General features: G+C 70.4%; 18 protein-coding genes. 10 read left to right on the forward strand and 8 right to left on the reverse strand.

All coding sequences use genetic code 11. From position 1 onward, the window contains the following. Positions 1-18: 18 nt before the first annotated feature. Together ABT403_RS28585 and ABT403_RS28590 are read right to left on the reverse strand one after the other, a co-directional pair. Positions 19-1,650, reverse strand: a complete 1,632-nt coding sequence (locus ABT403_RS28585; RefSeq protein WP_344150362.1) for an MFS transporter — start codon at positions 1,648-1,650, stop codon at positions 19-21. A gap of 470 nt (positions 1,651-2,120) precedes the next feature. Beyond that, a complete protein-coding gene (locus ABT403_RS28590; protein ID WP_344150365.1) occupies positions 2,121-2,756 on the reverse strand; it encodes a TetR/AcrR family transcriptional regulator in 636 nt (211 codons plus the stop codon). Between the two features lie 135 nt (positions 2,757-2,891). On the opposite strand from ABT403_RS28590, the gene ABT403_RS28595 reads away from it, so the two are divergent. Genes ABT403_RS28595 through ABT403_RS28610 form a run of 4 tightly spaced genes read left to right on the forward strand, consistent with a single transcriptional unit; the run spans position 2,892 to position 8,685 of the window. Continuing rightward, entirely contained in the window at positions 2,892-4,046 is a 1,155-nt protein-coding gene (locus tag ABT403_RS28595; protein ID WP_344150368.1) for a VOC family protein, read from the forward strand. A gap of 37 nt (positions 4,047-4,083) precedes the next feature. Further along, positions 4,084-5,022, forward strand: coding sequence for a fumarylacetoacetate hydrolase family protein (locus ABT403_RS28600; protein WP_344150371.1), 939 nt, complete (start codon positions 4,084-4,086; stop codon positions 5,020-5,022). A gap of 19 nt (positions 5,023-5,041) precedes the next feature. Then, positions 5,042-6,712 (forward strand): bifunctional 3-(3-hydroxy-phenyl)propionate/3-hydroxycinnamic acid hydroxylase MhpA, encoded by a 1,671-nt coding sequence (gene mhpA / locus ABT403_RS28605; protein WP_344150374.1) that lies wholly within the window; start codon positions 5,042-5,044, stop codon positions 6,710-6,712. Next, positions 6,709-8,685: an acetoacetate--CoA ligase gene (locus ABT403_RS28610; protein ID WP_344150377.1), complete on the forward strand. Its 1,977-nt coding sequence runs from the start codon at positions 6,709-6,711 to the stop codon at positions 8,683-8,685. Before mhpA ends, ABT403_RS28610 begins: the two co-directional genes overlap by 4 nt. A gap of 81 nt (positions 8,686-8,766) precedes the next feature. Here the strand turns inward: ABT403_RS28610 and ABT403_RS28615 are convergent, their stop codons facing one another. From ABT403_RS28615 to ABT403_RS28625, 3 genes are all read right to left on the reverse strand, one after another. Next, positions 8,767-9,102 (reverse strand): hypothetical protein, encoded by a 336-nt coding sequence (locus tag ABT403_RS28615; RefSeq protein WP_344150380.1) that lies wholly within the window; start codon positions 9,100-9,102, stop codon positions 8,767-8,769. Positions 9,103-9,110: 8 nt separating this feature from the next. Continuing rightward, positions 9,111-11,543 (reverse strand): molybdopterin oxidoreductase family protein, encoded by a 2,433-nt coding sequence (locus tag ABT403_RS28620; RefSeq protein WP_344150383.1) that lies wholly within the window; start codon positions 11,541-11,543, stop codon positions 9,111-9,113. Positions 11,544-11,725: 182 nt separating this feature from the next. Then, entirely contained in the window at positions 11,726-12,085 is a 360-nt protein-coding gene (locus tag ABT403_RS28625) for a zinc ribbon domain-containing protein YjdM (protein ID WP_344150386.1), read from the reverse strand. Positions 12,086-12,294: 209 nt separating this feature from the next. Between ABT403_RS28625 and ABT403_RS28630 the strand changes: the two genes are divergently transcribed. From ABT403_RS28630 to ABT403_RS28650, 5 genes are all read left to right on the forward strand, one after another. Continuing rightward, the gene (locus ABT403_RS28630) at positions 12,295-12,636 is read left to right on the forward strand and encodes an ArsR/SmtB family transcription factor (RefSeq protein ID WP_344150389.1); all 342 of its coding nucleotides are present in this window, start codon (positions 12,295-12,297) and stop codon (positions 12,634-12,636) included. 17 nt (positions 12,637-12,653) lie between these two features. Beyond that, on the forward strand, positions 12,654-14,366 hold the full coding sequence (locus ABT403_RS28635) for a SulP family inorganic anion transporter (RefSeq protein ID WP_344150935.1): 1,713 nt from the start codon (positions 12,654-12,656) through the stop codon (positions 14,364-14,366). Further along, entirely contained in the window at positions 14,363-14,785 is a 423-nt protein-coding gene (locus ABT403_RS28640; RefSeq protein WP_344150392.1) for a pyridoxamine 5'-phosphate oxidase family protein, read from the forward strand. The genes ABT403_RS28635 and ABT403_RS28640 overlap by 4 nt, the downstream gene beginning before the upstream one ends. Then, the gene (locus ABT403_RS28645; RefSeq protein ID WP_344150395.1) at positions 14,782-15,207 is read left to right on the forward strand and encodes an ATP-binding protein; all 426 of its coding nucleotides are present in this window, start codon (positions 14,782-14,784) and stop codon (positions 15,205-15,207) included. The genes ABT403_RS28640 and ABT403_RS28645 overlap by 4 nt, the downstream gene beginning before the upstream one ends. Before the next feature lie 333 nt (positions 15,208-15,540). After that, positions 15,541-15,876, forward strand: coding sequence for an ArsR/SmtB family transcription factor (locus tag ABT403_RS28650; protein WP_344150398.1), 336 nt, complete (start codon positions 15,541-15,543; stop codon positions 15,874-15,876). 1,283 nt (positions 15,877-17,159) lie between these two features. Here the strand turns inward: ABT403_RS28650 and ABT403_RS28655 are convergent. From ABT403_RS28655 to ABT403_RS28665, 3 genes are all read right to left on the reverse strand, one after another. After that, complete coding sequence (locus tag ABT403_RS28655; protein WP_425580095.1) at positions 17,160-18,083, reverse strand: D-alanyl-D-alanine carboxypeptidase family protein; 924 nt, start codon at positions 18,081-18,083, stop codon at positions 17,160-17,162. 235 nt (positions 18,084-18,318) lie between these two features. Continuing rightward, positions 18,319-19,758 carry an FG-GAP-like repeat-containing protein gene (locus tag ABT403_RS28660; RefSeq protein ID WP_344150938.1) on the reverse strand — a complete coding sequence of 480 codons (1,440 nt, stop codon included), beginning with the start codon at positions 19,756-19,758 and terminating at the stop codon, positions 18,319-18,321. A 776-nt stretch (positions 19,759-20,534) separates the two neighbouring features. Beyond that, positions 20,535-21,050 carry a hypothetical protein gene (locus tag ABT403_RS28665; protein WP_344150404.1) on the reverse strand — a complete coding sequence of 172 codons (516 nt, stop codon included), beginning with the start codon at positions 21,048-21,050 and terminating at the stop codon, positions 20,535-20,537. 445 nt (positions 21,051-21,495) lie between these two features. On the opposite strand from ABT403_RS28665, the gene ABT403_RS28670 reads away from it, so the two are divergent. Beyond that, the gene (locus ABT403_RS28670; protein WP_344150407.1) at positions 21,496-24,843 is read left to right on the forward strand and encodes an ALF repeat-containing protein; all 3,348 of its coding nucleotides are present in this window, start codon (positions 21,496-21,498) and stop codon (positions 24,841-24,843) included. Positions 24,844-24,932 lie beyond the last annotated feature (89 nt).

The following is a 24,932-nucleotide window of genomic DNA, read 5'->3' on the forward strand; positions in this document are numbered from 1 at the left end:
TCCGACGCGCCGTTGTGCTCAGGCGGCGCCCACGGTCTCGGCCTCCGCCGCCGTCTTCGCCTCCGCCTCCGCCTCTGGCGAAGCTTCCTGGCGGTGCTTTCCGTTCGCCTTGCGGCCGGGCAGCACGGCGATGACGATCAGGGTTCCGGCGCCCATGACGATCGCGCCGATGAGGCTGGTGTGCGCGATGGCGTGGGCGAAGGACTCGTGCACCGCTTCGATCAGGGTCTGGGCCTGCCGGGGGCCACCGCCCGGGGTCGTGGCGACGTGCTCGGCGACCGCGAGGCCGCCGCCCACCGAGTCCTTGGCGACGTCCATCGCCTCGGCCGGGAGGCGGCCGCCGATCATGCCGGTCAGCTTGTCCTTGTAGGACGTCGCGAGGAGTGAGCCGAGCACGGCGATACCCAGCGCGCCGCCGAGTTCCAGCGCGGTGTCGTTGGCGCCGCCGCCGACGCCCAGCTCGGACTCGGGGAAGGAGCCCATGATGGTGTCGGTGGCCGGGGACAGGCTCAGGCCGATCGCGAAGCCGAGCATCAGCAGGGGCGTCAGGAAGTCCGTGTAGGCCGAGCCCGACTCGATCCGAGTGAGGAGGAAGACGCCCGCCGTGCCGATCACCATGCCGGCGCCCACGACCACTTTGACACCCAGCTTCGGGGCCAGCTTGCCGGTGACCGCGGCGCCGGCGAAGACGGTTCCGGCCAGCGGCAGCAGGCGTATGCCGGTCTCCAGGGCGTTGTAGCCGAGGACGAACTGCAGGAACTGGGTGGAGTAGTAGATCGAACCGAAGGTGCCGAAGAAGAAGAACAGCACCGCGAGCATCGAGCCGCTGAAGGGCCGCTCCCTGAACTTGCGCACGTCCAGCATCGGGTTCGGATGCTTCAGCTCCCAGGCCACGAAGGCCGGCAGGCCGGCGGCGGCGACGACGGCCGCGGTGATCGGGCCGGCGCCCCAGCCGAAGTGCGGGCCCTCGATGGTCGCGTAGACCAGGCTGCCGATGAAGACGATCGAGAGCAGTCCGCCGATGTAGTCGATCCGGCCCATGCCCTTCGCCTTGGACGGCGGAACCAGGAGCAGTGCGCCGATGACGCCGAGGACCGCGAGGGGGACGTTCATGAGGAAGGTGGAGCCCCAGGCGTGCTCCTCCAGCAGCCAGCCGGCGGCCACCGGGCCCGCGGCGATGGCGAGACCGGACGTGGCGCTCCAGGCCGTGATGGCCTTGGCGCGCTCGGCCCTGGGGAAGATCGCGACCAGGAGCGACAGCGTGGCCGGCATGACGACGGCGGCACCGACGCCCATGATCGCGCGGGCGGTGATGACCAGGCTGGTCTCGTGGACCAGGCCGCCCATCACCGAACCGCCCGCGAAGGTCAGCAGGCCCAGGACGAGTGCGCCGCGGCGGCTGTACTTGTCGCCGATCGCGCCCAGGACGAGCATCAGCGCGGCATACGGGACGGTGTAGCCGTCGATGACCCACTGCAGGTCACTGCTGGACAGCCCCAGGTCCTTGGTCAGGTCCGGCGCGGCCACGACGAGCGACGTGTTCGCCATGACGACGATCAGCAGGCTCAGGCAGAGCACCAGCAGGGCCCACCAGCGCCGTGCATAGGGCCCGGTCGTCGTCTCGGCAGGTGTATGCGCAAAGAGCGGCATGAAAAGGCTCCTCGACAGGAGGCGAAGCCGGGGCTTCGAGGGGTTCGCGGAAGGAGTGTGAAGGGCTGGAGGGCGGCCGTGGCCAGGGACCGGCGAGGCGCCGAGCAGTTAATTGCCCATTGATGTGCAGGCTAGTTTATTGCCCATCACTGTGCAACTATGGAGCTGTCGGCGGGCATGGTGCGTCGCACGGTCTACGGCCGCTTCAGGGGCCGGGCCGCGCTCGTGGAGGAGCTGGTGGAGGACGCCGCGCAGGCGCTGCGGCAGGTGCTCGCGGCACCGGGGACTCCCGCGATGGCGGGGCTCTCGCCCCGGCGCGCGCAAGGGCGGCGTGGATCATCGCCCAGGGGGGCGGGGGCGTGCCTGGAGTGCGTGAACGCCGGGGCCTGGATCGACGAGGGCGCGTCCCGCGACCGCCTAAGGGAGCCCCTTGGTCCCGGCGGGAGAGGGGGTGCCGGTGCCGGTGCCGGTCAGGCGAGGTCGGGGAGGGGTCGCCGGGCGACCTCGTGGGCGTCGTCCGGCGGGACGCCCAGCATGCGCAGGACCATCTCGGCGAGGTTCACCGCGGCGGCGTCGCCGTCCACGTCGGGCCGGGCGAACCGCAGCTCCACCAGGGACAGCAGGGTGCCGCCCAGTGCGGACAGGGCCACGATCGGGTCGACGGCGGTGAAGCGGCCGGAGGCCATGCCCACCTCGACGTCCCGGCGGGCCCGCCGGGCCAGGCCGTTGTCCGAGTGGATGTGGCCCAGCCCCCGCCGCCGCAGCACCTGCATCAGCTCCGGGTGCGACTCGGCCATGCGGGCGCTGAGCCGGAAGCCCGTCGCGACGAGCTCCGCCGGGTCGTCGATGCCGGCCAGGCGCTCGTCGAAGGTCCGGCCGTACTCCTCCAACGCGTCCCGGACCGCGGCCTCGAACAGCTCCGTCTTCGAGTCGAAGTGGTTGTAGAACGAGCCGAAACCGACGTCGGCGCGCTCGGCGATCACCTGGATGCTGACGCTGGTGTCCCCGGTCTCGCCGAGTATCTGGCGGGCCGCGCGGACGAGGGCTCCGCGAGTTTCGGCGCGACGCCGCTCGAATCGGTTGCCGGGCGGGGCTGACGTAGGCATACCCAGAGTCTAACCGGGGAGGCGATGGCGATCGCAGTCCTGATGAATTCATCATTTCCCGCCGCGAAGGCCTTGACGATGGAACCGTCACACTTGATGATTTCCTCAATAAGGCAATGTCGCTTGGAGGACACCATGTCCGAAACCCGCGTCAACGCAGTCGGCGTCCCCGGCGTCAGGACGGCCCATCAGGACCTCCACAGCGCGCAGGGCGCCCTGCGCGGCGAACACCCCGGGCGCTCCCGCAACCCCGTGATCAAGGTGGCCGACCTGGCCTGGCTGGAGTTCGAGAAGCCCGACCTGGACCGGGCCGAGGTCTTCGCCCGGGACTTCGGCTTCGGTATCGCCGCCCGGAGCGAGAGCGAGCTGTGGCTGCGCGGTACCTTCGCCGGCTCACCGTGCATGGTGATCCGGCGCGGCCGGACCTCCCGTTTCATCGGCCCGGCGTTCCGCGCCGCCGAGCGGGCCGACCTGGACCGGCTGGCCCGCGCCACGGGCACGTCCGTACGGGACGCGGACGTACCCGGCGGCGGCAAGGCGGTCGACCTGCTCGACCCCTCCGGCTTCCCGGTCCGGGTCGCGCACTGCGGGCAGGAACTGCCGGCGCTGCCCGAGCAGCAGCCGCTTCCGCTCAACTTCGGCACCGGTCACCGTCGCGTGAACGTCACCCAGCGCCCGCCGCGCGAACCCTCCCGCATCCAGCGCCTGGGCCATGTGGTCCTGGAGACACGGGTGTTCGGGCGCGCCCTGGACTGGTACCTGGACACCCTCGGGATGATCGTGTCCGACTTCCTGTTCCTGGACGGCCGGCGCGACCGTGGCCCGACGATGGCGTTCATCCGCTGTGACCAGGGCAGCCGGGCCGTCGACCACCACACGCTGGCCATGCACCTGGGCCCGGGCAACGGCTACGTCCACTCCGCCTACCAGGTGACCGACCTCGACTCGATCGCCGCCGGCGGCGAGTACCTGGCCGAGCGCGGCTACCGGCGCAGCTGGGGCATCGGCCGGCACATCCAGGGCAGCCAGCTCTTCGACTACTGGCGCGACCCCGACCGCTTCATGCTGGAGCACTTCGCCGACGGCGACCTGTTCTCCAGCGACCTGGAGCCCGGCTGGGCACCCATGTCGACCAGCGGCCTCGCCCAGTGGGGACCCCCGGCCACCCGCGACTTCCTCGGCGCGAGCCCCTCCCCGCAGCGGGTCCGTGACGTCATCGAGGCCCTGCGAGGCGACAACGAGATGGACCCGGCACGCCTGCTGGGCCTGCTCAAAGCCGCCACGTCCTGAACCTCCGCACGCCCAACCCCCTCACAAAGGCACTGACATGAGTACGAACGTCCTGCGCACCGCCGACGGCTGGTGGGTCCTCCGAGGCGACCGGGCCGTCCCCGTCGCCACCAAGGCCGCCACCACCGCCGAGCTGATCGCCGACCGGGCGGCCGTGCGCGAGGCCGCCCGCTCCGGGGAGGCGGGCACGCCCGTCGCCGACCTGGTCGTCCTCTCGCCGGTCACCACTCCCTGCCGGGTGGTCGCCCAGATGGTCAACTACCACAGCCACGCCCGCGACTCGGGCTTCACCGGCGACATCCCGCCCGCCTTCTTCCGCAAGGCGTCCGGATCGGTGAGCGGCCCCGGCGAGGCCGTCGTCCGCCCGTCGCACGTGAAGTTCCTCGACTACGAGATCGAACTCGGGCTCGTCATGGGCGCACCCCTGCCCGTCGGCACCGTGGTCGAGGAACGCGACCTGCCGAAGTACGTCGCCGGGCTGGTGATCACGAACGACGTCAGCGCCCGTGAGGTGCAGCTGACCAAGACGCAGTTCTACGAGAGCAAGTCGTACCCGACCTTCACCCCGACCGGGCCCCACCTGTCGCTACTGGAGCCCGAGGACTTCGCCCACCTCCTCGACCTGCGGCTGCGGCTGTCGGTCAACGGCGAGCCGCGCCAGGACCGCACCCTCGCCGACATGATCGTCCGCCCGGCACGGGCGCTGACACTGCTGGCCCGCTTCCAGACCCTCGCCCCCGGCGACCTGCTGCTCACCGGGACCCCGGGCGGCACGGCCCTCAAGGCCCCGCCCAAGGCGGTCGAGAAGATCGGCGCGCTGCTGCCGCCCGCCGTGAAGTGGAAGGCGTTCTTCAAGAGCCAGGCCCGCAATCCGCACTACCTGCACGCGGGTGACGTAATCACGGCGACGATCTCGACCGCTGACGGGCGGATCGACCTCGGCGAGCAGCGCACGCCCGTCACGGACGCGAAGTAAGACCCGAGGTGAGCCGCACATGACCGCCGACCCCGACCAGGCCGGACCCCGGGACACCGCACCGGGGCCCGCACCGACAGACCCCGCAACCGGGCCCGCACCGACAGACCCCGGACGGACAGCCCCCGCCCCCGTCGTGATCATCGGCGCCGGGCCGGTGGGTGTGACCGCCGCCCTCCTCCTCGCCCGGCGCGGGATCCGCGCCGTCGTCCTGGAACGCCACCAGGACGTCTACCCGCTCCCGCGTGCCGTCGCCACCGACGACGAGGTGCGCCGCATCCTCCAGGCCGCAGGTGTGGGCGAGGAGTTCGCCGCGATCGCCCGCCCCGCGAACGGACTCCGGCTGCTGGACGCCCGCCACCGGGTCATGGCCGAGTTCCGGCGCTCCGCGCACGGCCACCACGGCTACCCGCAGACCAGCATGTTCGACCAGCCCGAGCTGGAACGACTGCTGCGCGACGCCCTCGCCCGGCGCCCGGAGTGCGAACTGCGGGGCGGTGTCGAGGTCACCGGAGTCGTCGCCCCGGACCCGGCCGGACCCGTGCGCGTGACCTACCGCGACGACGAGGGTGACCATCAGCTGTGGGCCGAGGCGGTCCTCGGCTGCGACGGCGCGGGCAGCCTCACCCGTGCCGCCATCGGCGCCGCATGGGAGGACCTGCGGTTCGAGGAACGCTGGACCGTCATCGACGTCCGCACGAAGGCCGACGTCCGCTGCTGGGAAGGCGTCGACCAGGTCTGCGACCCGCACCGGCCGGCGACGTTCATGCGCGTCGGTGAGGACCGCTACCGCTGGGAGTTCCGGCTGCAAGACGGGCGGCAACCGGTCCGCGAACTGATCGCCCCGTGGCTGTCGCCCTCGTACGACGGGGACTTCGAGGTCGTACGGGAGACGCAGTACACCTTCCGGGCGCGGGTGGCCGACCGGTGGCGCGGCGGACGGGTCTTCCTCCTCGGCGACGCCGCCCACCTCACCCCGCCGTTCATCGGGCAGGGGCTGTGCGCGGGCCTGCGTGATGCCCACAACCTCACCTGGAAGCTGGCCCGCGTCCTGGGCCAGGGCGGCGACGAACGGCTGCTGGACACCTACGAGAGCGAGCGCAAGCCGCACGCACGGCACGCGATCCGGCTCGCGGTCGCCATGGGCTGGGCCATGACCGGCGGCCAGGACGGCGCCGCCGCACTGCGCCGAGGGATCCTGGCCGCGGCCTGCCGCATACCCGGCCTCACGGCGGCGGCGGGCCGCGACCTCAGCCCGCCCCTGACCGCCGGGCCCCTCGTCCGGCGCCGTACGCGCAGGAGCCTCGTGGGCACCCACTGCCCGCAACCACGGGTGGTGGGGCCCGGCGGCCGGCCGACCCGTCTCGACGAACTGCTCGGCGACGGCTTCACCGTGCTGACCGCCACCGAACCCCGGCCCTCGCTGCGTGCCCTCGCCTGCGGGCTCGGCGCCCCGGCGATCCCCGTGACCGACCTCCGTGACGACGGCACCCTCACCGCCTGGCTGCGCGCCGGCCGGGCGGACGCCGTCCTGCTGCGCCCCGACCGCGTCGTCATGGACCTCGTCCCGGCCGGGAGGCACGACTTCACGGACACCGCCGCCTGGGCGTCCCTCCTGCACACCACGCGCAGCCCCCGCCCGTCCCCACGGACCGTAGAGAACAGCCTGCCGAGGAGCGCCACACGATGACCCGGCCGTACCCGGACCCCTTCACGACGCCCGACCCGCAGGCCGTCGCCGACAGCCGCATCATGGACTTCGCCCGCCACGCCGGCGTGGACGGCACCGACTACGCCGCCCTGCACCGCTGGTCGGTCACCGACCTGGAGGGCTTCTGGGCCGCCGTGTGGGAGTACTTCGCCATCGACGCGGCCTCCCCGTACGAGCAGGTGCTCGCGGAAGAGCGGATGCCGGGCGCCCGCTGGTTCCCCGGCGCCACCCTCAACTACACCCACCACGCCCTGCGCAACCTCACCGACGACACCGCGGCGATCATCGCCCTCGACGAGACCGGCTCCGGATACGAGGTGACCGGCGGCCGGCTGCGCGCCCAGGTCGCCTCCGTCGCCGCCACCCTGCGCGACCTGGGCGTCGGCAAGGGGGACCGGGTCGTCGGCTACCTCCCCAACACCCCGCACGCGATCGTCGCCTTCCTCGCCGCCGCGAGCCTGGGCGCCGTGTGGTCGGTCTGCGGGCAGGACTACGCTCCCAAGGCCGCCGCCGACCGCTTCGCCCAGCTCGAACCCACCGTCCTGATCTCCGCCGACGCCTACCTCTTCAACGGCACCACCCACGACCGCCGCGAGGCCACCGCCGAACTCGCCGCCGCGCTGCCGACGTTGAAGGCCACCGTGCTCGTGAACCACGTGGGCCTGCCGTGGCCGCCGCCCCAGGCGCACCCGTCACCGGTGGTGCGCTGGGAGGACGCCTCCACCCGCACCGAGGAACTCACCTGCACGCCCGTGCCCTTCGACCACCCCCTCTGGATCGTGTTCTCCTCGGGCACCACCGGCCTGCCCAAGGGCATCGTCCACGGCCACGGCGGCGTCCTGCTCGAACACCTCAAGACCCTCGGCCTGCACTCCGACCTCGGCCCCGGTGACGGCCTCCTCTGGTACACCACCACGCATTGGATGATGTGGAACCTGGTCGCCTCCACGCTGCTCACCGGCGCCACCACCTGCACCTATGACGGCAGTCCGGCGCCCTTCGCCCAGCTCGACGTCCTGTGGGAGCTGGCCGCGCGCCACCGGGTGACCGTCTTCGGCACCAGCCCGCAGTACCTGCTGGGCATGGCCAAGCACGGCATCGACCCCTCGGCGCACGACCTGTCCTCGATCCGCGTGGTCGGCTGCACCGGCTCCGCACTGCCGGCCTCCGCCTACCCCTGGGTCCGCCGGCACGTCGGCGACCACGTCCTGCTCGCGTCCACCAGCGGCGGCACGGACGTCGTCTCCGGCTTCGCCGGCAGCGCCCCCACCACACCGGTGTGGGCCGGAGAGCTGTCAGCCCCCCACCTGGGCGTGGCCCTGGCCGCGTACGACGCCGAGGGCGCCCCGATCGTCGACCAGGTCGGGGAGCTCGTCGTCACCCGGCCGATGCCGTCCATGCCGCTGTACTTCTGGAACGACCCCGACGGCACCCGCTACCGCGACGCCTACTTCTCCTCCCACCCGGGCGTGTGGCGGCACGGCGACTGGATCACCCTCACCTCCCACGGCTCGGTGATCGTTCACGGCCGCTCCGACAGCACGCTCAACCGCAACGGCGTACGCCTGGGCAGCGCCGACATCCACGACGTCGTCGAACGCCTCCCCGAGATCGCCGAGGCCCTCGTCATCGGAGCGGAAGAACCCGGGGGCGGCTACTGGATGCCCCTGTTCGTGGTCCTCGCGGCCGGTGTGACCCTGGACGACCCGCTCCGCGAGAAGATCAAGGAGGCGATCCGGACCGGCGCCTCACCCCGCCACGTCCCCGACGAGATCCTCGAAGTACCCGGCATCCCCCACACCCGCACCGGCAAGAAACTCGAATTCCCCGTCAAACGCCTCCTCCAGGGCGCCCCGGTCGAGCAGGTCGTCAACCCGGCAGCCGTGGACGCCCCCGACCTCATCGCCCACTTCGCCCACCTGGCCACCGAACGCCGCCACAGCCCGACGTGACCACCCCACCCGCGCCCCGGCCCCGCCCGCTCCGACAACACGAGGCGCCGGACAGGCGATGCTCCACGGGCAGTGGGGCGATCAGAGCAGCGGCCGGACCCCGGGCTCTGCCCCTTCTTCCACTGCCCGGGCGCCGGATCCGTGCCGGCCGACGGGCAGAACGGGCCGCCCCCGGGTGTCCTCCAGGGCCATGGCGGTGGCGAACGCCGTGTCCCGGACGCGGAAGCCGATCAGGGCCGCGAGCAGCTGGAGCGGGAAGGCGAAGGCCACGAGGACCAAGGCCACCGCGTGGCGCTCATGGGGCGGGATCCAGCCGAGCTGGACCGCCGAGACGACGAATGCCGCTGCGGCAAGGCCCAGGAATCCGATGGGCAGCGGTGTACCGAGCGGGCGAAGAACCGTTGTGGTGGGTGGCACGGGCGCGTTCATGATGGTCCCGTCGCGGTGGTGTGGTCGTCCTTCGCGTCCGGGCCGGGCTCGGGCCGCGAGGCCGTGGTCGTGGGGGCCGAGGCCGGGCCCGAAGTGCGGGCTACCAGTGTGATGCGGGCCGCGCCCGTTTTGAACAGGGGCTGCTTGGAGGCCGGATCCCACGAGGTCGGCGTCAGCTCGTTGGCGGCCCGGTGGTGGCCGGCCGCCTCCGGGGCGTCCCAGTAGCCGTAGTGGAACGGCAGGAAGACCACGCCTTCGCGGATGCCGGTGATGCGCACCCGGGCCCGGACCGTGCCGCGCCGGGTGGCCACCTCGGCGAGGTCGCCTTCCCCGATGCCGGCTTCCGCCGCATCGGGTTCGGACAGCTCGATCCACATGTCCGGCGCGGCGGAACGCAGTTCGGGCACACGGCCGGTACGCGTACGGGTGTGGAACTGGTACAGGGTGCGACCGGTGATCAGCCACAGTGGATACTCGGCGTCCGGCTGCTCGGGCGGCGGGACGTACGGGGCGGTGCGCAGGACCGCCTTGCCGTCCGGGTTCAGGGACCGGTACGCCTCCTCGTCGAGGGGGTTTCCCGTGAGGAGGTCGCGGCCGTAGGTCTCGCAGTCCTCGGGACGGCTGCGGAAGTCGCCCCGGGTGTAGAGGCGTTCGGTTCCGTCGGGATGTCCGCTCGTGCAGGGCCATTGGATGCCGCCGCGCTCGCGCAAGAGGGCGTAGCTGAGTCCGCTGTAGTCGCAGGGGCGTCCCCGGCTGCACGCCTTCCATGCTTCGAAGACTTCCTCGGGGCCGTGCCAGGGCAGCAGGGGTGCGTCCGAGCCGTCGCGCAGGTCCATGCGGCGGGCGAAGTCGAGGAAGACGTCGAGATCGGGGCGGGCCTCGCCGGGCGGTTCGACCGCCTGGAGGGAGAGGTGCACGGTGCGGTCGGCGTTGGTGAACGTACCGTTCTTCTCGCCCCAGCCGGCAGCGGGGAGCACCACGTCGGCGAGCTCCGTCGTCTCGGTCGGGAAGAGGTCCTGGACGACGAGGAACAGCCGCTCCTGGCCGAGCACGGCACGGACGCGCTCCAGCTCCGGGAGGGACACGGCGGGGTTGGTCCCGGAGATCCACAGCATGCGCAGGGAGCCTTCTTCGGCGAGACGGATCATCTGCATGACGTGGGTGGGCGGACCATCGTGCGGGATGCGGTCCGCCGGGACGTTCCAGACCCTGGCGAGCTCCTCGACGTGGCGGGGGTTGGCCCAGTTCCGGAAGCCCGGCAGGTCGCCGTCGGCGCCGCACTCGCGGGTGTTCTGCGCGGTCGGCTGGCCGTTCATCTGCAGGACGCCGCAGCCGGGCCGGCCGAGCATGCCGCGGATGAGGTGCAGGTTGTTGACCTGGACGGCGGCGGCGGTGGCTTGGTGGGACTGGTAGAAGCCCTGCAGCACGGTGGACAGCAGCCGCTCGGCCTGGCCGAGCAGCCGGGCCGCGGTACGGATCTGCTCGGCGGGTACGCCGGTGGCCGCGGCGGCGGCCTCGGCCGGGAAGAGGGTCACCTGCTGTTCGAGACGGTCGAAGCCCGCGACGTGCGCCTCGATGTAGGACTGGTCGATGCAGCCGTTCGCGATCACTTCGTGGAGGAGGCCGTTCATCAACGCGAGGTTGGTGCCGGGTTTCGGCTGGAGATGAACGGTGGCCGCATCGGACACCGGACCCGGGCGGGGGTCCACGCACAGGAGGACGGGCGGCTCGGGTCCGGCCAGGCGGTCCAGGACCCGGCTCCACAGCACGCCCTGGGTCTCGGCCATGTTGTGCCCGAACAGTGCGATGGTGTCGGCGTGGTCGATGTCGGTGTACGAGCCGGGCTGGCCGTCGCAGCCGAAGGACTCCTTGAGCGCCTCGCCGGCGGTGGCCGTGCACAGTCGGGTGTTGCCGTCGAGGTGCTTGGTGCCCAGGCCGCCGCGGGCGAGGACGGCCAGGGCGTAGTACTCCTCCAGGAACAGCTGGCCGCTGGTGTAGAAGCCGATCGACGAGGGGCCGGGGCCGTCGAGGAGTGCGTGCGTACGTTCCGTGACGCGGGTCATCGCGGAGTCCCAGTCGGCTTCGCGCAGGCTGCCGTCCTTGCGGATCAGCGGGCTGGTCAGGCGGTCGGGGGAGCCGATGGCCTGCCAGCCGTACAGGTCCTTGGGGTCGAGGCGGCCGCGGTTGACCCGGTCGCGGGCCATTCCCCGGACGCCGACGAGGCGGCCGTTCCTCACCGCCAGCTCCATCGCATCGCCGTTGGAATGGAGGTTCGAAGCCGTCTGGACCCACCGGTCGACGTCATTGCTGCCGGCGTCCCCGGCGAGGTGATGGTCCACGCGAGCGGGCCAGGAACCCCCGCGCCCGAACGGAGTGCGGCGACCCCACGGGTCGGCGATGCGCCCGGCCGGGACGCGTTCGGTCGTCATACCCGGCGCCTGCCCTCGTCTGCCGTCGCCATGCCGGCGGGCGCCCGGCGCGTTTGGGGCGTCACCTCAGAGGGCTCCCGGGACGGCACTCGTGTGCGTACCCCGGCGCTCGCCGTCGCCGCCGACCGCATCCCGGACCTCAAGGACCGTCGGCATGAAGTCCCGCGTGCGCGATCCGCGGGTCAGGCCTTCTTGACCACGCTCGACTTGAGCTGCATGGCTCCGAAGCCCTCGATCCGGCAGTCGATGTCGTGGCCGTCGACGCCGTCGATCAAACGGATGTTGCGGACCTTGGTGCCCGCCTTGATGCCCGAGGGGCTGCCCTTGACCTTCAGCGCCTTGACGACCGTCACGCTGTCGCCGTCGCGCAGCACGTTGCCGACGGCGTCCTTGACCACCCGCTCCGAGGCGGCGCCGGCATCGCCTTCGGCGCCGTCGGCGGGCACCCATTCGTGGCCGCACTCCGGGCAGACCACCAGGGCGTTCATCTCGTAGGTGTACTCACTGGAGCACTTCGGACACGGAGGCAGGCTGTCGCTCATTCACGCGGGTTTCTGGACGTCGGGACGCGGGAGCGCCCCGACGTGGACCGGCTGGCCGACCGCCGGGCGTTCGCGCGATGGAGTGACCATCCTAGCAAATTGCAAAAGTCTGCAATTTCATACATCCTGTGGTGGCTGTGTCCGTAGGTAGCCGCGGGCACAGCACCAGGCGTTCGCCCCGTTCGGGGTGGTGAGAAGGGTGCGAGACCGTGCCGGTTCCGCTGTATCAGGCGAAGGCCGAGTTCTTCCGGATGCTCGGGCACCCGGTGCGGATAAGGGTTCTGGAACTGCTGCGGGACGGGCCGATGCCCGTACGGGACTTGCTGGCCGCGATCGAGGTCGAGCCCTCCTCCCTGTCTCAGCAGCTCGCGGTCCTGCGCCGTTCGGGGATCGTCACCTCGACCCGTGACGGCTCGACCGTGGTCTACGAGCTGGCGGGCGGGGACGTGGCGCAGCTGATGTCGGCGGCGCGCCGGATCCTGACCGAGGTCCTGACGGGGCAGAGCGTGCTGTTGGAGGAGCTGCGCGAGTCCGAGGTCGCGGTCCCGTGAGCGTGAACACCGTGGTGATGGCCGGGCTGGGCCGGGTTCGCTCCGTCCTGCCCGCCCGGGCGGACTACGCGGTGATGGCCCGGGCCCCCCGCCGGGACCTCCTGGCCGGCCTCACGGTGGCCATCGTCGCCCTGCCGCTCGCCCTCGGGTTCGGGGTCTCCTCCGGTCTGGGCGCGGAGGCGGGGCTGGCCACGGCCGTGGTCGCGGGTGCGTTGGCCGCCTTGTTCGGCGGGTCGAATCTCCAGGTGTCCGGTCCGACCGGTGCGATGACCGTGGTCCTGGTGCCCATCGTCGCCCGGTACGGGCCCGGCGGTGTCCTCACCGTCGGCCTGATGGCCGGTGTCCTGCTGATCGGTCTCGCGCTGCTGCGGGCCGGGCAGTACATGCGGTACGTGCCGGCGCCGGTGGTGGAGGGCTTCACCCTGGGTATCGCGTGCGTGATCGGCCTCCAGCAGATACCGGGCGCCCTCGGTGTCGAGAAACCTGAGGGGGAGAAGGTCCTGCTCGTGGCGTGGCGGGCCGTGGTGGACTTCGTGGCCTTCCCGAACTGGACGGCCATCGGCCTTTCGCTGGGTGTCGCGGCGGTGATGCTGGCCGGGGCACGGTGGAAGCCGGCGGTCCCGTTCTCGATCGTCGCCGTGATCGCCGCCACCGTGATCGCGCAGCTCTTCCACCTCGACGCGGCGGCCCCGATCGGTTCCCTTCCCTCCGGGCTCCCCGCCCCGTCGCTGGCCTTCCTGGACGTGTCCGCGTTCGGCTCGCTGATGGCCCCGGCGGTCGCGGTCGCGGCGCTCGCCGCGCTGGAGTCGCTGCTGTCGGCGACGGTGGCGGACGGGATGACGGGGGGGCAGCGGCACGACCCGGACAAGGAACTGTTCGGGCAGGGCGTCGCCAACCTCGCCGCCCCGCTCTTCGGCGGCGTGCCCGCCACCGCCGCGATCGCCCGCACGGCGGTCAACGTCCGTACCGGCGCCACCTCCCGGCTGGCCGCTCTCACCCACGCCGCGGTCCTCGCGGTGATCGTGTTCGCCGCCGCCCCCCTCGTCTCGAAGATCCCGCTCGCCGCGCTGGCGGGCGTCCTGCTGGCGACGGCGATCCGCATGGTGGAGGTCGGCTCGCTGCGCGCGATGGCGAAGGCCACCCGCTCGGACGCCGTCGTCCTGGTCCTCACCGCCGCCGCCACCCTGGCCCTCGACCTCGTGTACGCGGTGATCATCGGGCTCGTCGTGGCGGGCGCCCTCGCGTTGAAGGCGGTGGCGAGCCAGGCCCGGATGGAGCAGGTCGACTTCCGCCCGGACGTGCCGGGCGAGCACAGCGACGAGGAACACGCGCTGCTGGCCGAGCACATCGTGGCCTACCGCATCGACGGACCGCTCTTCTTCGCCGGCGCCCACCGCTTTCTCCTCGAACTTTCCGAGGTCGCCGACGTGAAGGTGGTGATCCTGCGCATGGCGCGGGTGACCACCCTGGACGCCACCGGCGCCCTCGTCCTCAAAGACGCCGTGGACAAACTGAACCGGCGCGGCATCGCCGTCATGACCTCCGGCATCCGGCCCGGCCAGCGCCAGGCCCTGGACGCCGTCGGAGCCCTGGAGCTGCTGCGCCTGGAGGGCCGGGAGTACGCCACCACCCCGGAGGCGATCGCCGGCGCCCGCAAGTATCTGGAGCAGGCGGGCCTGCTGCCGCATACGCATCACCGACCGCACCGCATCCGGAAGGCCGCACGATGACCGTTCCCGCCGACCGCCGGATGATCGAGCTCTCCGGCACCGAGGCCCTGTGGCTCCTCGAAGGCTCCGCCCGGGGCCGCCTCGTCTACGTCCAGCGGGAGCTGGCAGTCGTCCGGCCCGCCGCACACGTCATGGAGTACGGACGCCTCGTCGTCCGAGCCCCGGTACAAGCCGCCACCGTCCCCGGCCGCGCGGTACTGACCTACCAGCTCGACGAGATCCGCGGTCCGGAAGGGACCGGCTGGACGGTCAGCGCCCACGGGCCGGCCGACGTCGTCACCGACCCGGACGAGGCCGCCCACTACCGGCGCACCCTGCCCGGCTGGCGCCACGGCCCGCACGACACCCTGCTGCGGCTGCGCCCGCAGTCCGTGTCCGGGTTCCGTCTGGCCCGTACGGTCTCGGGGGCGGGCCGGTGAGCGTTCGGGCCGAGGCGATGCCCTACCGGCATGTGCTGGACGTGCCGGCCACGGGCTCGGCCGTGCGCATCGCCCGGGAGACCACCGAGCTCGTCCTCGTGGAATGCGGCGTGGGCCTACGCCATCCGAGCGTGGGGCCGGCGCTGCTGATCGTGGCCGAGCTGGTCACCAACGCCGTCCGGCACGCCGCCGTGTCCTCACCGATGATCACCGTGACCTACGCCCACGGACCCGGCGCCTTCGCGTTCGCCGTCCACGACCGTCACCCCTGTCAGCCCGCCTTGTTCGGTGCTCTCGGCACCGCGCCGGGCAGCGGCCTGGCCATGGTGGCTGAAATGACGATGGAGCTCGGCGGCACCGCCGTCGTACGGGCGGATGCGGACGGGCGCGGCAAGGCCATCTGGATCACCCTTCCCCTGTGAGGCCGAGGACTGACGATGACGATCGACTGGCGCCGCACCCCCCCGTCAGGACCTGGGCGTGCCGTCCAGCGGGGCTGGTCGGTCGACGGGAAGATTGCCCAGGCCGCCCGCCGTCTCGCTGAGAGCGGGCGCGGCCTCGGACTCCGCGGGACGGTCAAGCGGTGGACCGCCGACGACGGGGGAGCCGAAGGCCACGAAGGCACCCCGCCAGGTCCCACGAGTTGCAGGGCTCTGCAATTGTGGAGGTCGCAAGGTGTGAAGAGGGGCGAACGGATGCCTACGAAGGAACGGTTCCGGGTGGATGAGATGGGCAGTCAGGGGAGAGGTACCCAGGTGAGCACGCCGCTGTACCAGCTGAAGGCGGAGTTCTTCAAAACGCTGGGGCACCCGGTCCGCATCCGTGTCCTGGAACTCCTCTCGGTGCGCGAGCACGCGGTCGCCGAGATGCTGCCCGAGGTCGGGGTGGAGGGCGCGAGCCTCTCCCAGCAGCTCGCCGTCCTGCGCAAGGCCAACCTGGTGGTCACCCGCCGCGAGGGCTCGAACGTCTACTACAGGCTGACCCATCCCCAGATCGCCGAGCTTCTGCGGGTCGCCCGCGGCATCCTCTCCGGCGTCCTGGAGGGCCAGGCCGAACTCCTGGCCGACCTCAGGGCCGGCCGCCACGCCTGAGCGGAGCTCCACGGTGCGGGCCCCACAGGGCCCGCACTCCCTATACGGCGGCCGTCTTCCGTTAGTGCGGGTTCAACGCGCTTCTGACACCGGAAGACGGCCGCTCTCTCCCCTACCGCACCCGCCCCCCCCGGGCGCGCCCGGATCCCACTTCGGTCCCGGTCCCACTTTTGGGCGCGCTGCCCCAGGTCCGTCCGGAGCGGGCGCGGACGAGCAGGCCCGCGCCGCGCAGGATGGCGAGGTGGCCGGTGCTGGCCGGGGCGTCCGGTGCCACCAGGAGCTGCCCGCCGACGCGCCAGGCGATGTCCGGGCGCAGCTCTCGATGGCCGTGGCCCAGCCGTGTTCACCGATCACGCCCACCTCACAAATCGCGCGCGGTTGCGGCCAGTCCGCGGCGAGCGGCCCGTGCCACGCCCGGTCCATCGCCTCGCCGATCCTGAGGACGGCTCGCGCGACTTGACGTTCGGGCTACACGGTGCCAGCCGGGACTGCTGATCCCTTGCCGGCGTCGGCTGGTTCCTGATGAGCTCACCGTGTCCGACGCCAACATGCACGACAGCCTCGCCGTGGAGCCGAGACACCCCCCAAGGTGCTCAGAAGAAGCCGAGCTTCTTCGGCGAGTAGCTGACCAGCATGTTCTTCGTCTGCTGGTGGTACGGCGCCTGGACAAATGACAGTCGCGGCGGCCTGCAGGCGGGGGCTGGTCCGGAAATGGTCCGGATCTTGGTCCGGGGGCGCCGGTTCGGGGCGGGTGGTTGGGGTCGGACGGGTCAGTGGGTGGTCAGCTCGGACCAGTCCACCTGGAGCTGTCGGCTGTAGCGAGCGGTGCTGTGCGGGGCCGGTAGACCTGCGCGACGAACCTGACATCGCCTGTGTGGATCCGCGCGAGAACTTCCCCTCCGCCCGCACCTGAGCCAGCGCGCCGGGACGGTATGTCTGGCCTGTCAGGGGGAGGGTCGCGCCGTTGAGGACTAGCGATGGGAGCCATGGCCTCTTCAGTTCGGCAGCACCCTGGTGCGCGAGCCCCGATTCTGCGGGTCTCCGTGGTCCAGGGTGTCATGACACCGTGATCGCGCTGGAGTTGATCGACCCGCCCCTGGTCTTTGCGACGTCCCGGCGAGCGCGGACGACCACTGACGAGAGTGACGACCCGGTGGAAATCGTCCTTGGTATCCGCCTGGGCGGGCAGGCGGGGCACCCCACTGAGCGCCCTGCTGCCGACGCGGGTTGGAGTCGGCAGCAAGACTTCATGCGGACGTGATGGTGTCCCCTTCGGAGCAGGTTCAGTCGAGGACGTCGGGGATCGGTTCGGTGTTGCTGCGCTGGAGGGCGCTCTTGGAGCCGGCGGCCGGGCCGAGGGCCCAGTCGGAGAGGGCCATGGAGTCCATGTAGCGCTCTTCGTCGTTCAGTAGGACTCCAATGACCGTCTTGCCATTGCGGCTCACGGAGAAGACGAGGCACTTGCCGGCGGGGGTGGTCCATCCGGTCTTGATACCGATCGCGCCCGGGTACGCGTAGCCGGTGGGGCGCGGCTGGATCAGGAGATTGGTGTTGCTCCATGTGGCGGTGGTGGCGGTGCCGTCCGTGCTGTACGAGGTGGTCTTCACCAGGTTCTGGAACAGGGGGTTGGTCATCGCATGCCGGGTGAGGTTCGCCAGGTCGCGCGGGCTGGTGAGGTTCTTGCCGGTCGGCGAGATGCCGTCGAAGGAGTCGTAGACGGTGTTGGTCAGGCCCAGTTCCTGCGCCTTGCCATTCATCTTGGCGATGAAGTCGGTGGTCCGCGCTGCCATGGTGGTGCCGGTGCCAAAGGTGTCCGCGAGGGCGTACGCGGCATCCGAGCCCGAGGGCAGCATCATCCCGTACAGCAGCTGACGGACTGTCGGGGTCGCCCCGGCCTTGAGCTGGGCCGAACTAGCTCCCTGGACGTAGACGTAGTCCAGGTACTCCTGCTTGACGGTCACCTTCTGGTCGAGGTTGAGGCTCGGCAGGGAGGTGACCACCAGGGCAGTCATGATCTTCGTGGTGCTCGCCATGGGGCGCTTGGTGTCGGCGTCCTTGGCCGTCAGTGTGGTCCCGTTGGTGCCGTCGATCACGATCGCGCCGGCCGCGGTGAGCGTTGGTACGGGCGCGGCCTGAGCGGGAGCCGTAACGGTGAGCAGGGCACCGGTGGCGATGGTCACTGCGAGCGCGCCCTTGGTGCGCCGCATCAGGTTGGAGATCACTTCAGTCCTTGATCGTGTTGAAGCCCCCGGATGGGAGGTGCCACAGAGGTGCTTCCCATCCGGGAGATCGTATGGCCGGACTCCGCTGTCGGCGTCGGCCGAACCCGTCGGAGTCGGGTAGTCGGTAGGTGTGCGAACAGGGCGGCGGTTCCGTCGCTCGGCCCGCCGCCGCATGGCCGGGAGCATCCCGATTACGTGCGACGGCGGGTGGGTCCGTGTGTCAGAGCTGGACGCCAACCCCCTCGAAGGTGCCATTGCCCCTGCCTCGGTGGAAGGACATCTTGTTGCCCTTCCAGCTGACGATGTCGATCTTGCCGTCGCCGTCGACGTCACCGGTGACGATCTTCAGGTCCGTCCAGGTACCGGCGGCGGCCAGACCGCCGGAATCCAGGGCCCCGGCGGCGTTGCCGGTCCAGCGGACCAGGGCGCCGTTCTCCCACACGCCGACTACGTCGTCACGGCCGTCGCCGTTGAAGTCACCAGTGCCGAGGATGATGACGCTGTTGAAAGAGGTGTCGGGCCAGATCTTCTTGCCACCGTTGAAGTCGAGCTGACCGTTCGTACCGACCCTGTACGCGTACAGGTCACCGTTGGGGCGGGTCGCGAGGACGCCGTCCCTCGGGCTGGCCGGGTCGAGCTTGTAGCGGGTGAGGTGCTTGAGCTGCGCCCAGGTGGCGTTCTGCGGGCTGAGGGTGACCGTGGTGTTGAAGGTGCCGTCACCCTTGCCGGCGTGCAGCAGGATGCGGTCGCTCTCCCAGACGGCGGCGATGTCGCGTTTGCCGTCGCCGTTGAAGTCGCCCGCGAAGATCCGCTGCACCGTCTTCCACACGCCCGGGGTTCCGACGGCAGTCGGGGTCGGCTCGAAGGTGCCCTCGGGGCGGCCGCGGTAGACCTGGAGGGTTCCGTTCTTGTCGACGGCCGCCAGATCGGCCTTGCCGTCCCCGTTGAAGTCGGCCAGGGCTCGGTTGTCGGTTAGGTTGCTGGTGTCGGGACCCGGCACGGTGACGTTGTCCTTGAGCCACTGCCCGAGGTCGTCGACACGCACGGCACGGGCCCCCCTGCGGGTCTCGCCCTCGGGGCCGCCGAGGCAGGAACCGAGCCAGGAACTGGTCGTCAGGGCGACCACCTCCTGCCTGCCCGTGTTCTCCCGCGTGAGCGGGCCGCCCGCGTCGCCTTGGCAGAGTGCTGCATTGCCAGCCGGCTCCAGCGCGACGACCGCGTCGGCGGTGCCGGTGACGTTGAACTGGCCGCTGTTGAGTAGACCCGGCACCCAGCTGGTCGCGGTGCGTCCGAAGCCAGCGCTCTGCAGGGCCTGCCCAGCCGCCGGAGCCTGATCGGACAGCACTGCCGGGGCGACGTTGGTGACCGGCGTGCTCAGCTTCAGCAGGGCTACGTTGCGGTCTGGGTGGACGATCACGTCGGTGGCCTCGACGACGGCGCCGGCGGTGCCCGTGTTGAGGTCCGCGCGGCCGACGGTCACGGTGGTCTTGGCCTGGAGCTTGCCGCTCACGGGCCGGCCGCTGGTGGGCGATACGCAGCTGGCAGTGGTAAGGACGTAGCTCTTGTCTGCCAGAACCCCTGAGCATCCCTTGAGGTGATCACCGAAGAGAATGTTCGCTGTGAAGGCACGGCTGCCGTCGGTGACCGGTGTGCCGGACAAGGAGGAGGCGGGCGTTGCGGTGAGGACGACCGCGGTGGCTGCGGCGAGCGCGGCGGCGACCGTGATCTGCGGGTGACGGGAACGCTGGGAAGGCATCAGAGAATGTCTTTCGGAAGAGTGGATGTCTCGGGTGGCCGCGTGCTCGGGGACGAGCCGGCAGGGCCGGAGTGGCGCGGGCTGTTCCCCTCGGATCGCGAGCGCTTCCTGTGCAGCCAGTCACACGATGAGGCTGGCAACAGAGTGCGGTGGGTCTGCCGGTAGCCGTACTTGGCCTTGAGATCGGTGTGCAGGGCCTTGCTGGGGGCGTTGCACGAACACGGCTCCCATGCGTCCATCGGTCTGTGGGTCCCCGCGCTTGGGACAGATGCTCTGCCAGTGCGGCGATCGATGACTGCGGTGAGGCAGAGGCGCCTTCCTCGGTGACCATGCGCATCGTGATGCCGCATTGAGGCGAGATCGGGTGCCTCAGCGGCAGATCCGTTCGACGAAGCCTGATGCAGTCAGCCATGCCCCGGACGGAGAGGTGCTACATCCGCAGGATGATGCGGTCCCTGAGGAGCTCGCCCTCCTCCCGCGTTCCTGGTTCCTCATTCTTCTTCGTCAGCCGTGCGGTCAACGCGTCTCACTGTCCCGCAGGTCCTTCATGGCCTCAGGAACCGTCTCAGCCCGGCCGCCTGCGCGATGCTGTGGAGCATCCGGCCTCTTAGATGTGGGACGCGGGGGCAGCCGAGAGCGTTGTCACTCGTGTTCGGCAGGCCTCAGCGCGGCCCTTGCGTCTACTTGGAAGTCTTGATTTCCAGAAGCATGAAATCGCGGCCCTGCTCGTCTGCAGTCTCACCCACAGCAGTCCAGGAGTTCTTGTCGACGGTGTAGGTCTTCTGCTCGGCACCGGAAGACATCTCGACCTGTGCAGCGTAATTGTTTCCCTTGACTCCGAAGACCGAAGGGATCTCCAAGCTCAGATATCCCTTGTCTCCGGTGACCCGGAAGCACACTTTCTCGCTTTTGTGTGAGAAGACTTCCATCAGCTCGGGCGCGCCCGTGCACTCGGCAAGGAGTATGTGTCCGTCTCCGCTCTTGAGCTTGATCTTCTGCTCGGCAAGGATCTTGGCGGCGTTCGGGTATGCGAAGTCTTCGATGGCCTCACCCGGCCCCTCGTCGACGATCGCCTTCGCAGTGATGGATTCCGTGGCGGATCCACTGGTTCCGCCTTCCGAGACTGCAGCCCAGCCCAGAACCCCTGCGACCGCAGCCGCAGCAGTGATGCGCAGGATTGCGCTACGTACGTTCATCTTCGTCCTTCGTTTCGGTCCCAGGTGTTTGCAGGCGTGTGCGAGAGCCCAATGAGGTACGGCGCTCGCGCAACTTTGCTTGCACCCGGGTCGCGGCCGCCCAGCGTCTCCGGAATTGGGATGCTGAAGCAATGCGAACTCGCCGGTGATCTTTCGAATGAAACCAAGTGATACGCCGATCAAGCCAGGTGAATAAATCGTCCAATGAGGGACATATCGCCCACTCGGCAGGTGACTTGCGTCACCCCGTGGAACGGTTGCGGCGATTTTGCGAAAACCTCAGGAAGAGATTCGGTCATCTTTCGATTGTGATACCGATCGGGCGCCGCCAGGGGTGTTTGCGGCGCACGTCCTGCATAAGGTCGGGTCACCCCTCTTCCGCTGAGATATCTCCGGACGAGAATCGACCGCGACCCTCGAGAAAAACGGAATCAGAGGTTCTTCTGTGCAGGAAACGTTTTGGAGCCGGCGCCGTTTCACCACCGCCCTCGCGGCGAGTGCAGCCGCCTTATCGACTCCGCTGCTGTTCAGTACACCCACACGCGCGGCCACCCGCGCCACCGCCCCAGTCGGCGACGCGCTGGCGCTCCCGGACACAGACCGGGCCAAAGCTGTCAGGGCATGGATCCTGGGCGGGCGCTCAGTCAGGGAAGCGGCCGCCTACGCACTCGCCGGCACCGATGCGGAGATCACGGCCTTCCTCACCGAGCAGTTGCCGAGGGCCACACAGATCGATAACCGTGTCGCCGCGTTCACGTACCTGGGCAACGGAGGAAAGAGCGTCCGAAGGGACGCAACCGCCGCCCTCAACGGTGGGGACGAGGCCGTATCCCTCTTCGTCAAGGACGGCTTCCGTGCCTCGGTCACAGAGGACATGCGCGTTACCACCCTCTCTGTGATGGCCAACGGCGGAAAGAGCGTCAAGCGGGACGGCAACGCCGCGCTGACCGCCGGAACGGACCAGGCACTGGAGCAGTTCCTGCTCACAGGCCAGTACAACGCCCGGCTGGAAGACATGAGGGCAGAGATCATTCGCAGCCTCGCCACGGCCGGCCCGGAGCTCAAGAAGTACGCCAACCGCGCCCTGAGCGGGACCGCGGACGACGTGCAGTGGTACCTCGACACCGGACAGCACATCGCGCGTGCACGGGACCAGGAGGCCGCCACCATCACGCATCTGGTCGCCGTCGTCGAACGTGAGAGCGCGCGTGCCCGCGAGCAGACCGACCTCGCCGTCGAGGCCTCCGAGCGGGCGACGACAGCCGCCGGCCAAGCCAAAGAGAAGGCCGAAGCGGCTGCAGCAGAGGCCGAGAAGGCAAAGAACGACGTGCGCAGGTCCGCTGAGGCGGCCCGGCAGGCCGCGAACGCCGCCAGCGGCGCTGCGTCCGCAGCCCGGACAGCCATCCGCGCCTCCTCCGCAGCCGTCCAGGCATCGCAGCGGGCGTCCTGGGCAGCCACAGCGGCCTCCCAGGCAGCAGCAGTAGCCGGATCCGCGGCCACCCGCGCCTATAACGCCGCGATCGCCGCGTCGAAGGATGCGACGAAGACCAGCGAGGCGAAGAACGCCGCCGTCGCAGCCCGCGACGCCGCCGCCAAGGCCTACTCCGCCGCCAAGGCAGCAGACGACGCAGCCGTCGCTTCCGAGCAGTCTGCGAACGCCGGTCTGGCCGCAGCTGATGCAGCCCGTGACGCCGCATCCGCCGCGAAGGCCTCCGCACAGGCGGCTGAAGCTTCCGGTGTCGCACAGAGCGAGGCAGCCGAAGCCAAGCGGCAGGCCGGGATCGCCTCGAACGCCGCCAACCAGGCCACGAACGCCGCCTCCACGGCCCAGGCATTGGCCTCGGCCGCGGCTCGAGCAGCACGCGCGGCGAACGCCGCAGCCAAGTCCGCAGCCGGACACGCCGAGAAGGCCGCCGACGCCGCCGACCAGGCCGTCAAGTACGCTGGCCAGGCAATCGACTTCGCCAACAGGTCCACCGCCCACGCCGACGAGGCGGTCAAGGCAGCCAACATCGCGACACAGGCCATCGCCGACGCCCTGACCGTGGAGAAGAACGCACGCGCCGCCGAAGCCGCCGTGCTGGCGGCCGACAAGCTGGAAGGTATGAAGGAAGCCGCCCAGCTCGCCCAGCTGGACAAGAGCGAACGTGCGGCCGCCCTCAACAAGCGCACCCAGGCTCAGCAGACCGCCCAGGCCACCAAGGACCTCATCGCAAAGGCGGAACAGGCCCTCGGCAACGACGAGCTCGCGGCAGCCGCCACCCTCGGCCGCCAGGCCGCCGTCGCCCTGCTGGACTCCAAGGGCACCTGGACCCGACAGGCGGCCCGCTTCGCACTCGCCGGATCCGACTACGACGTCCACTCGTGGATCAACATCGACCGGCTGCTCGCCGAGTCGCAGGACAACCGCGAGACCATTCTCTTCATCGCCCAGGTATCCGAACCGGCTGTCGCCAGGGCCGCGGTGCAGGCCCTCACCGGCGGGATCCCCGCGGAGGGTGACTTCAACACTTCCGGCGTCATCAAGTCACGTGCCGATGACAACAGGGTCAACATCCTGAAGGTTCTACACGAAAGGCCCGGCAAGACCGTCACCAAAGCAGCCAACGACGCCCTCAACGCCAACACGCCGGAGGCCCTCCAGAAGTTCTTCGACGAGGACCTGGCCGAGGCCGTCGAAGAGGACGATGCCGTGGCCACCATGAAGATCGTCGCCAGCGGTGACGCGTACTCCAAGGCTTACGCCGAGGTGGCCATGGAAGGCCCGGCATGGATGCGCCGGAACTTCATCGAATCCGTCCAGCACCGCGCCGCCCAGCTCGACTACGACTCCCTCAGCCACGCCGCCGCCATGCAGGCGGCCATCGCCGCCGCGGCCAAGATTGCACAGGAGGCGCAGCGGGACGCGGCACTTGCCTCCCAGGTCGCGGCAGTGGCACGGGATGCCGGCCAGAAGGCCCAAGAATGGGCGCAGAAGGCGCTGGACTCGGCAAAGCAGGCTGATGACTATGCGGCCAAGGCCCGCGAGCATGCGGATGCGGCGGACAAGTCCGCCGCCGACGCCCAGGCTTCGGCAGAAAGGGCCAAGGACGCCGCCGCCACCGCCCGCAGCGCCTCCCGTGCCGCGAACCTCTCTGCGAACCGCGCCGTCGACGCGGCCCGCAGCGCCCAGGCTTCCGCCTACAGCGCCCAAGCCTCCGCCGCCAATGCCCACCAAGCCGAGCTGGCCGCCGGACGGGACGCCAAGACCGCTGCCGCTGCCGCCGCCGAGGCACGCCAGACCGCAGCGGACAAGCGAACCGCAGAAGTGAAGGAGGCCGCCCGTGTCGCAGCCGAGCAAGCCCAGAAGGACCGGGACGCCAACCGCAACCCCTCCGACACGACGAACAACGACACGGTCAATCCCAAGGGGAGCCAGCCCGGCAAGGACGAATGGTGGAACGATGCCAAGTGGTGGGCTGACAGCGCCGACAAGGTGAGCACGGCCGCCGGACTCCTGGCGTCGGGCTTCGGCGTTTCGTGCGTGTTCTTCCCGGCGGCACCTGTTCTCGGCAGCATCGCTGCCGTTTGCCTTGGCGTCTCAGTCGTCGCCGCCGGAGTCAGCGCGATCGCAAACGGAATCGAGTACGGCTTCGCAAGCGGTGCGTTCATCTCCTCCGCCGGACGTGCAGCGCTGGGACTTGTCACCCGCGGCGGCGGCCGCGCAGCCAGCGCTGTGGCCAAGCCGGTCGTCAAGACCGTGGAGAAGGCCGCCGGGGCTGCATCCAAACTGCTGTATGACCTCGTCGCCTGACAGCTGATCCACCGCGAGCTCCCCGCCTGGTCATGCTGGCCCCTTCCCGGGTTTCGGACACCCGGGGCCGTTCGGGCCGAGGTGAAACC

The organism is Streptomyces sp. NPDC000075 (genome assembly GCF_040301925.1).
GTDB lineage: Bacteria > Actinomycetota > Actinomycetes > Streptomycetales > Streptomycetaceae > Streptomyces > Streptomyces polychromogenes.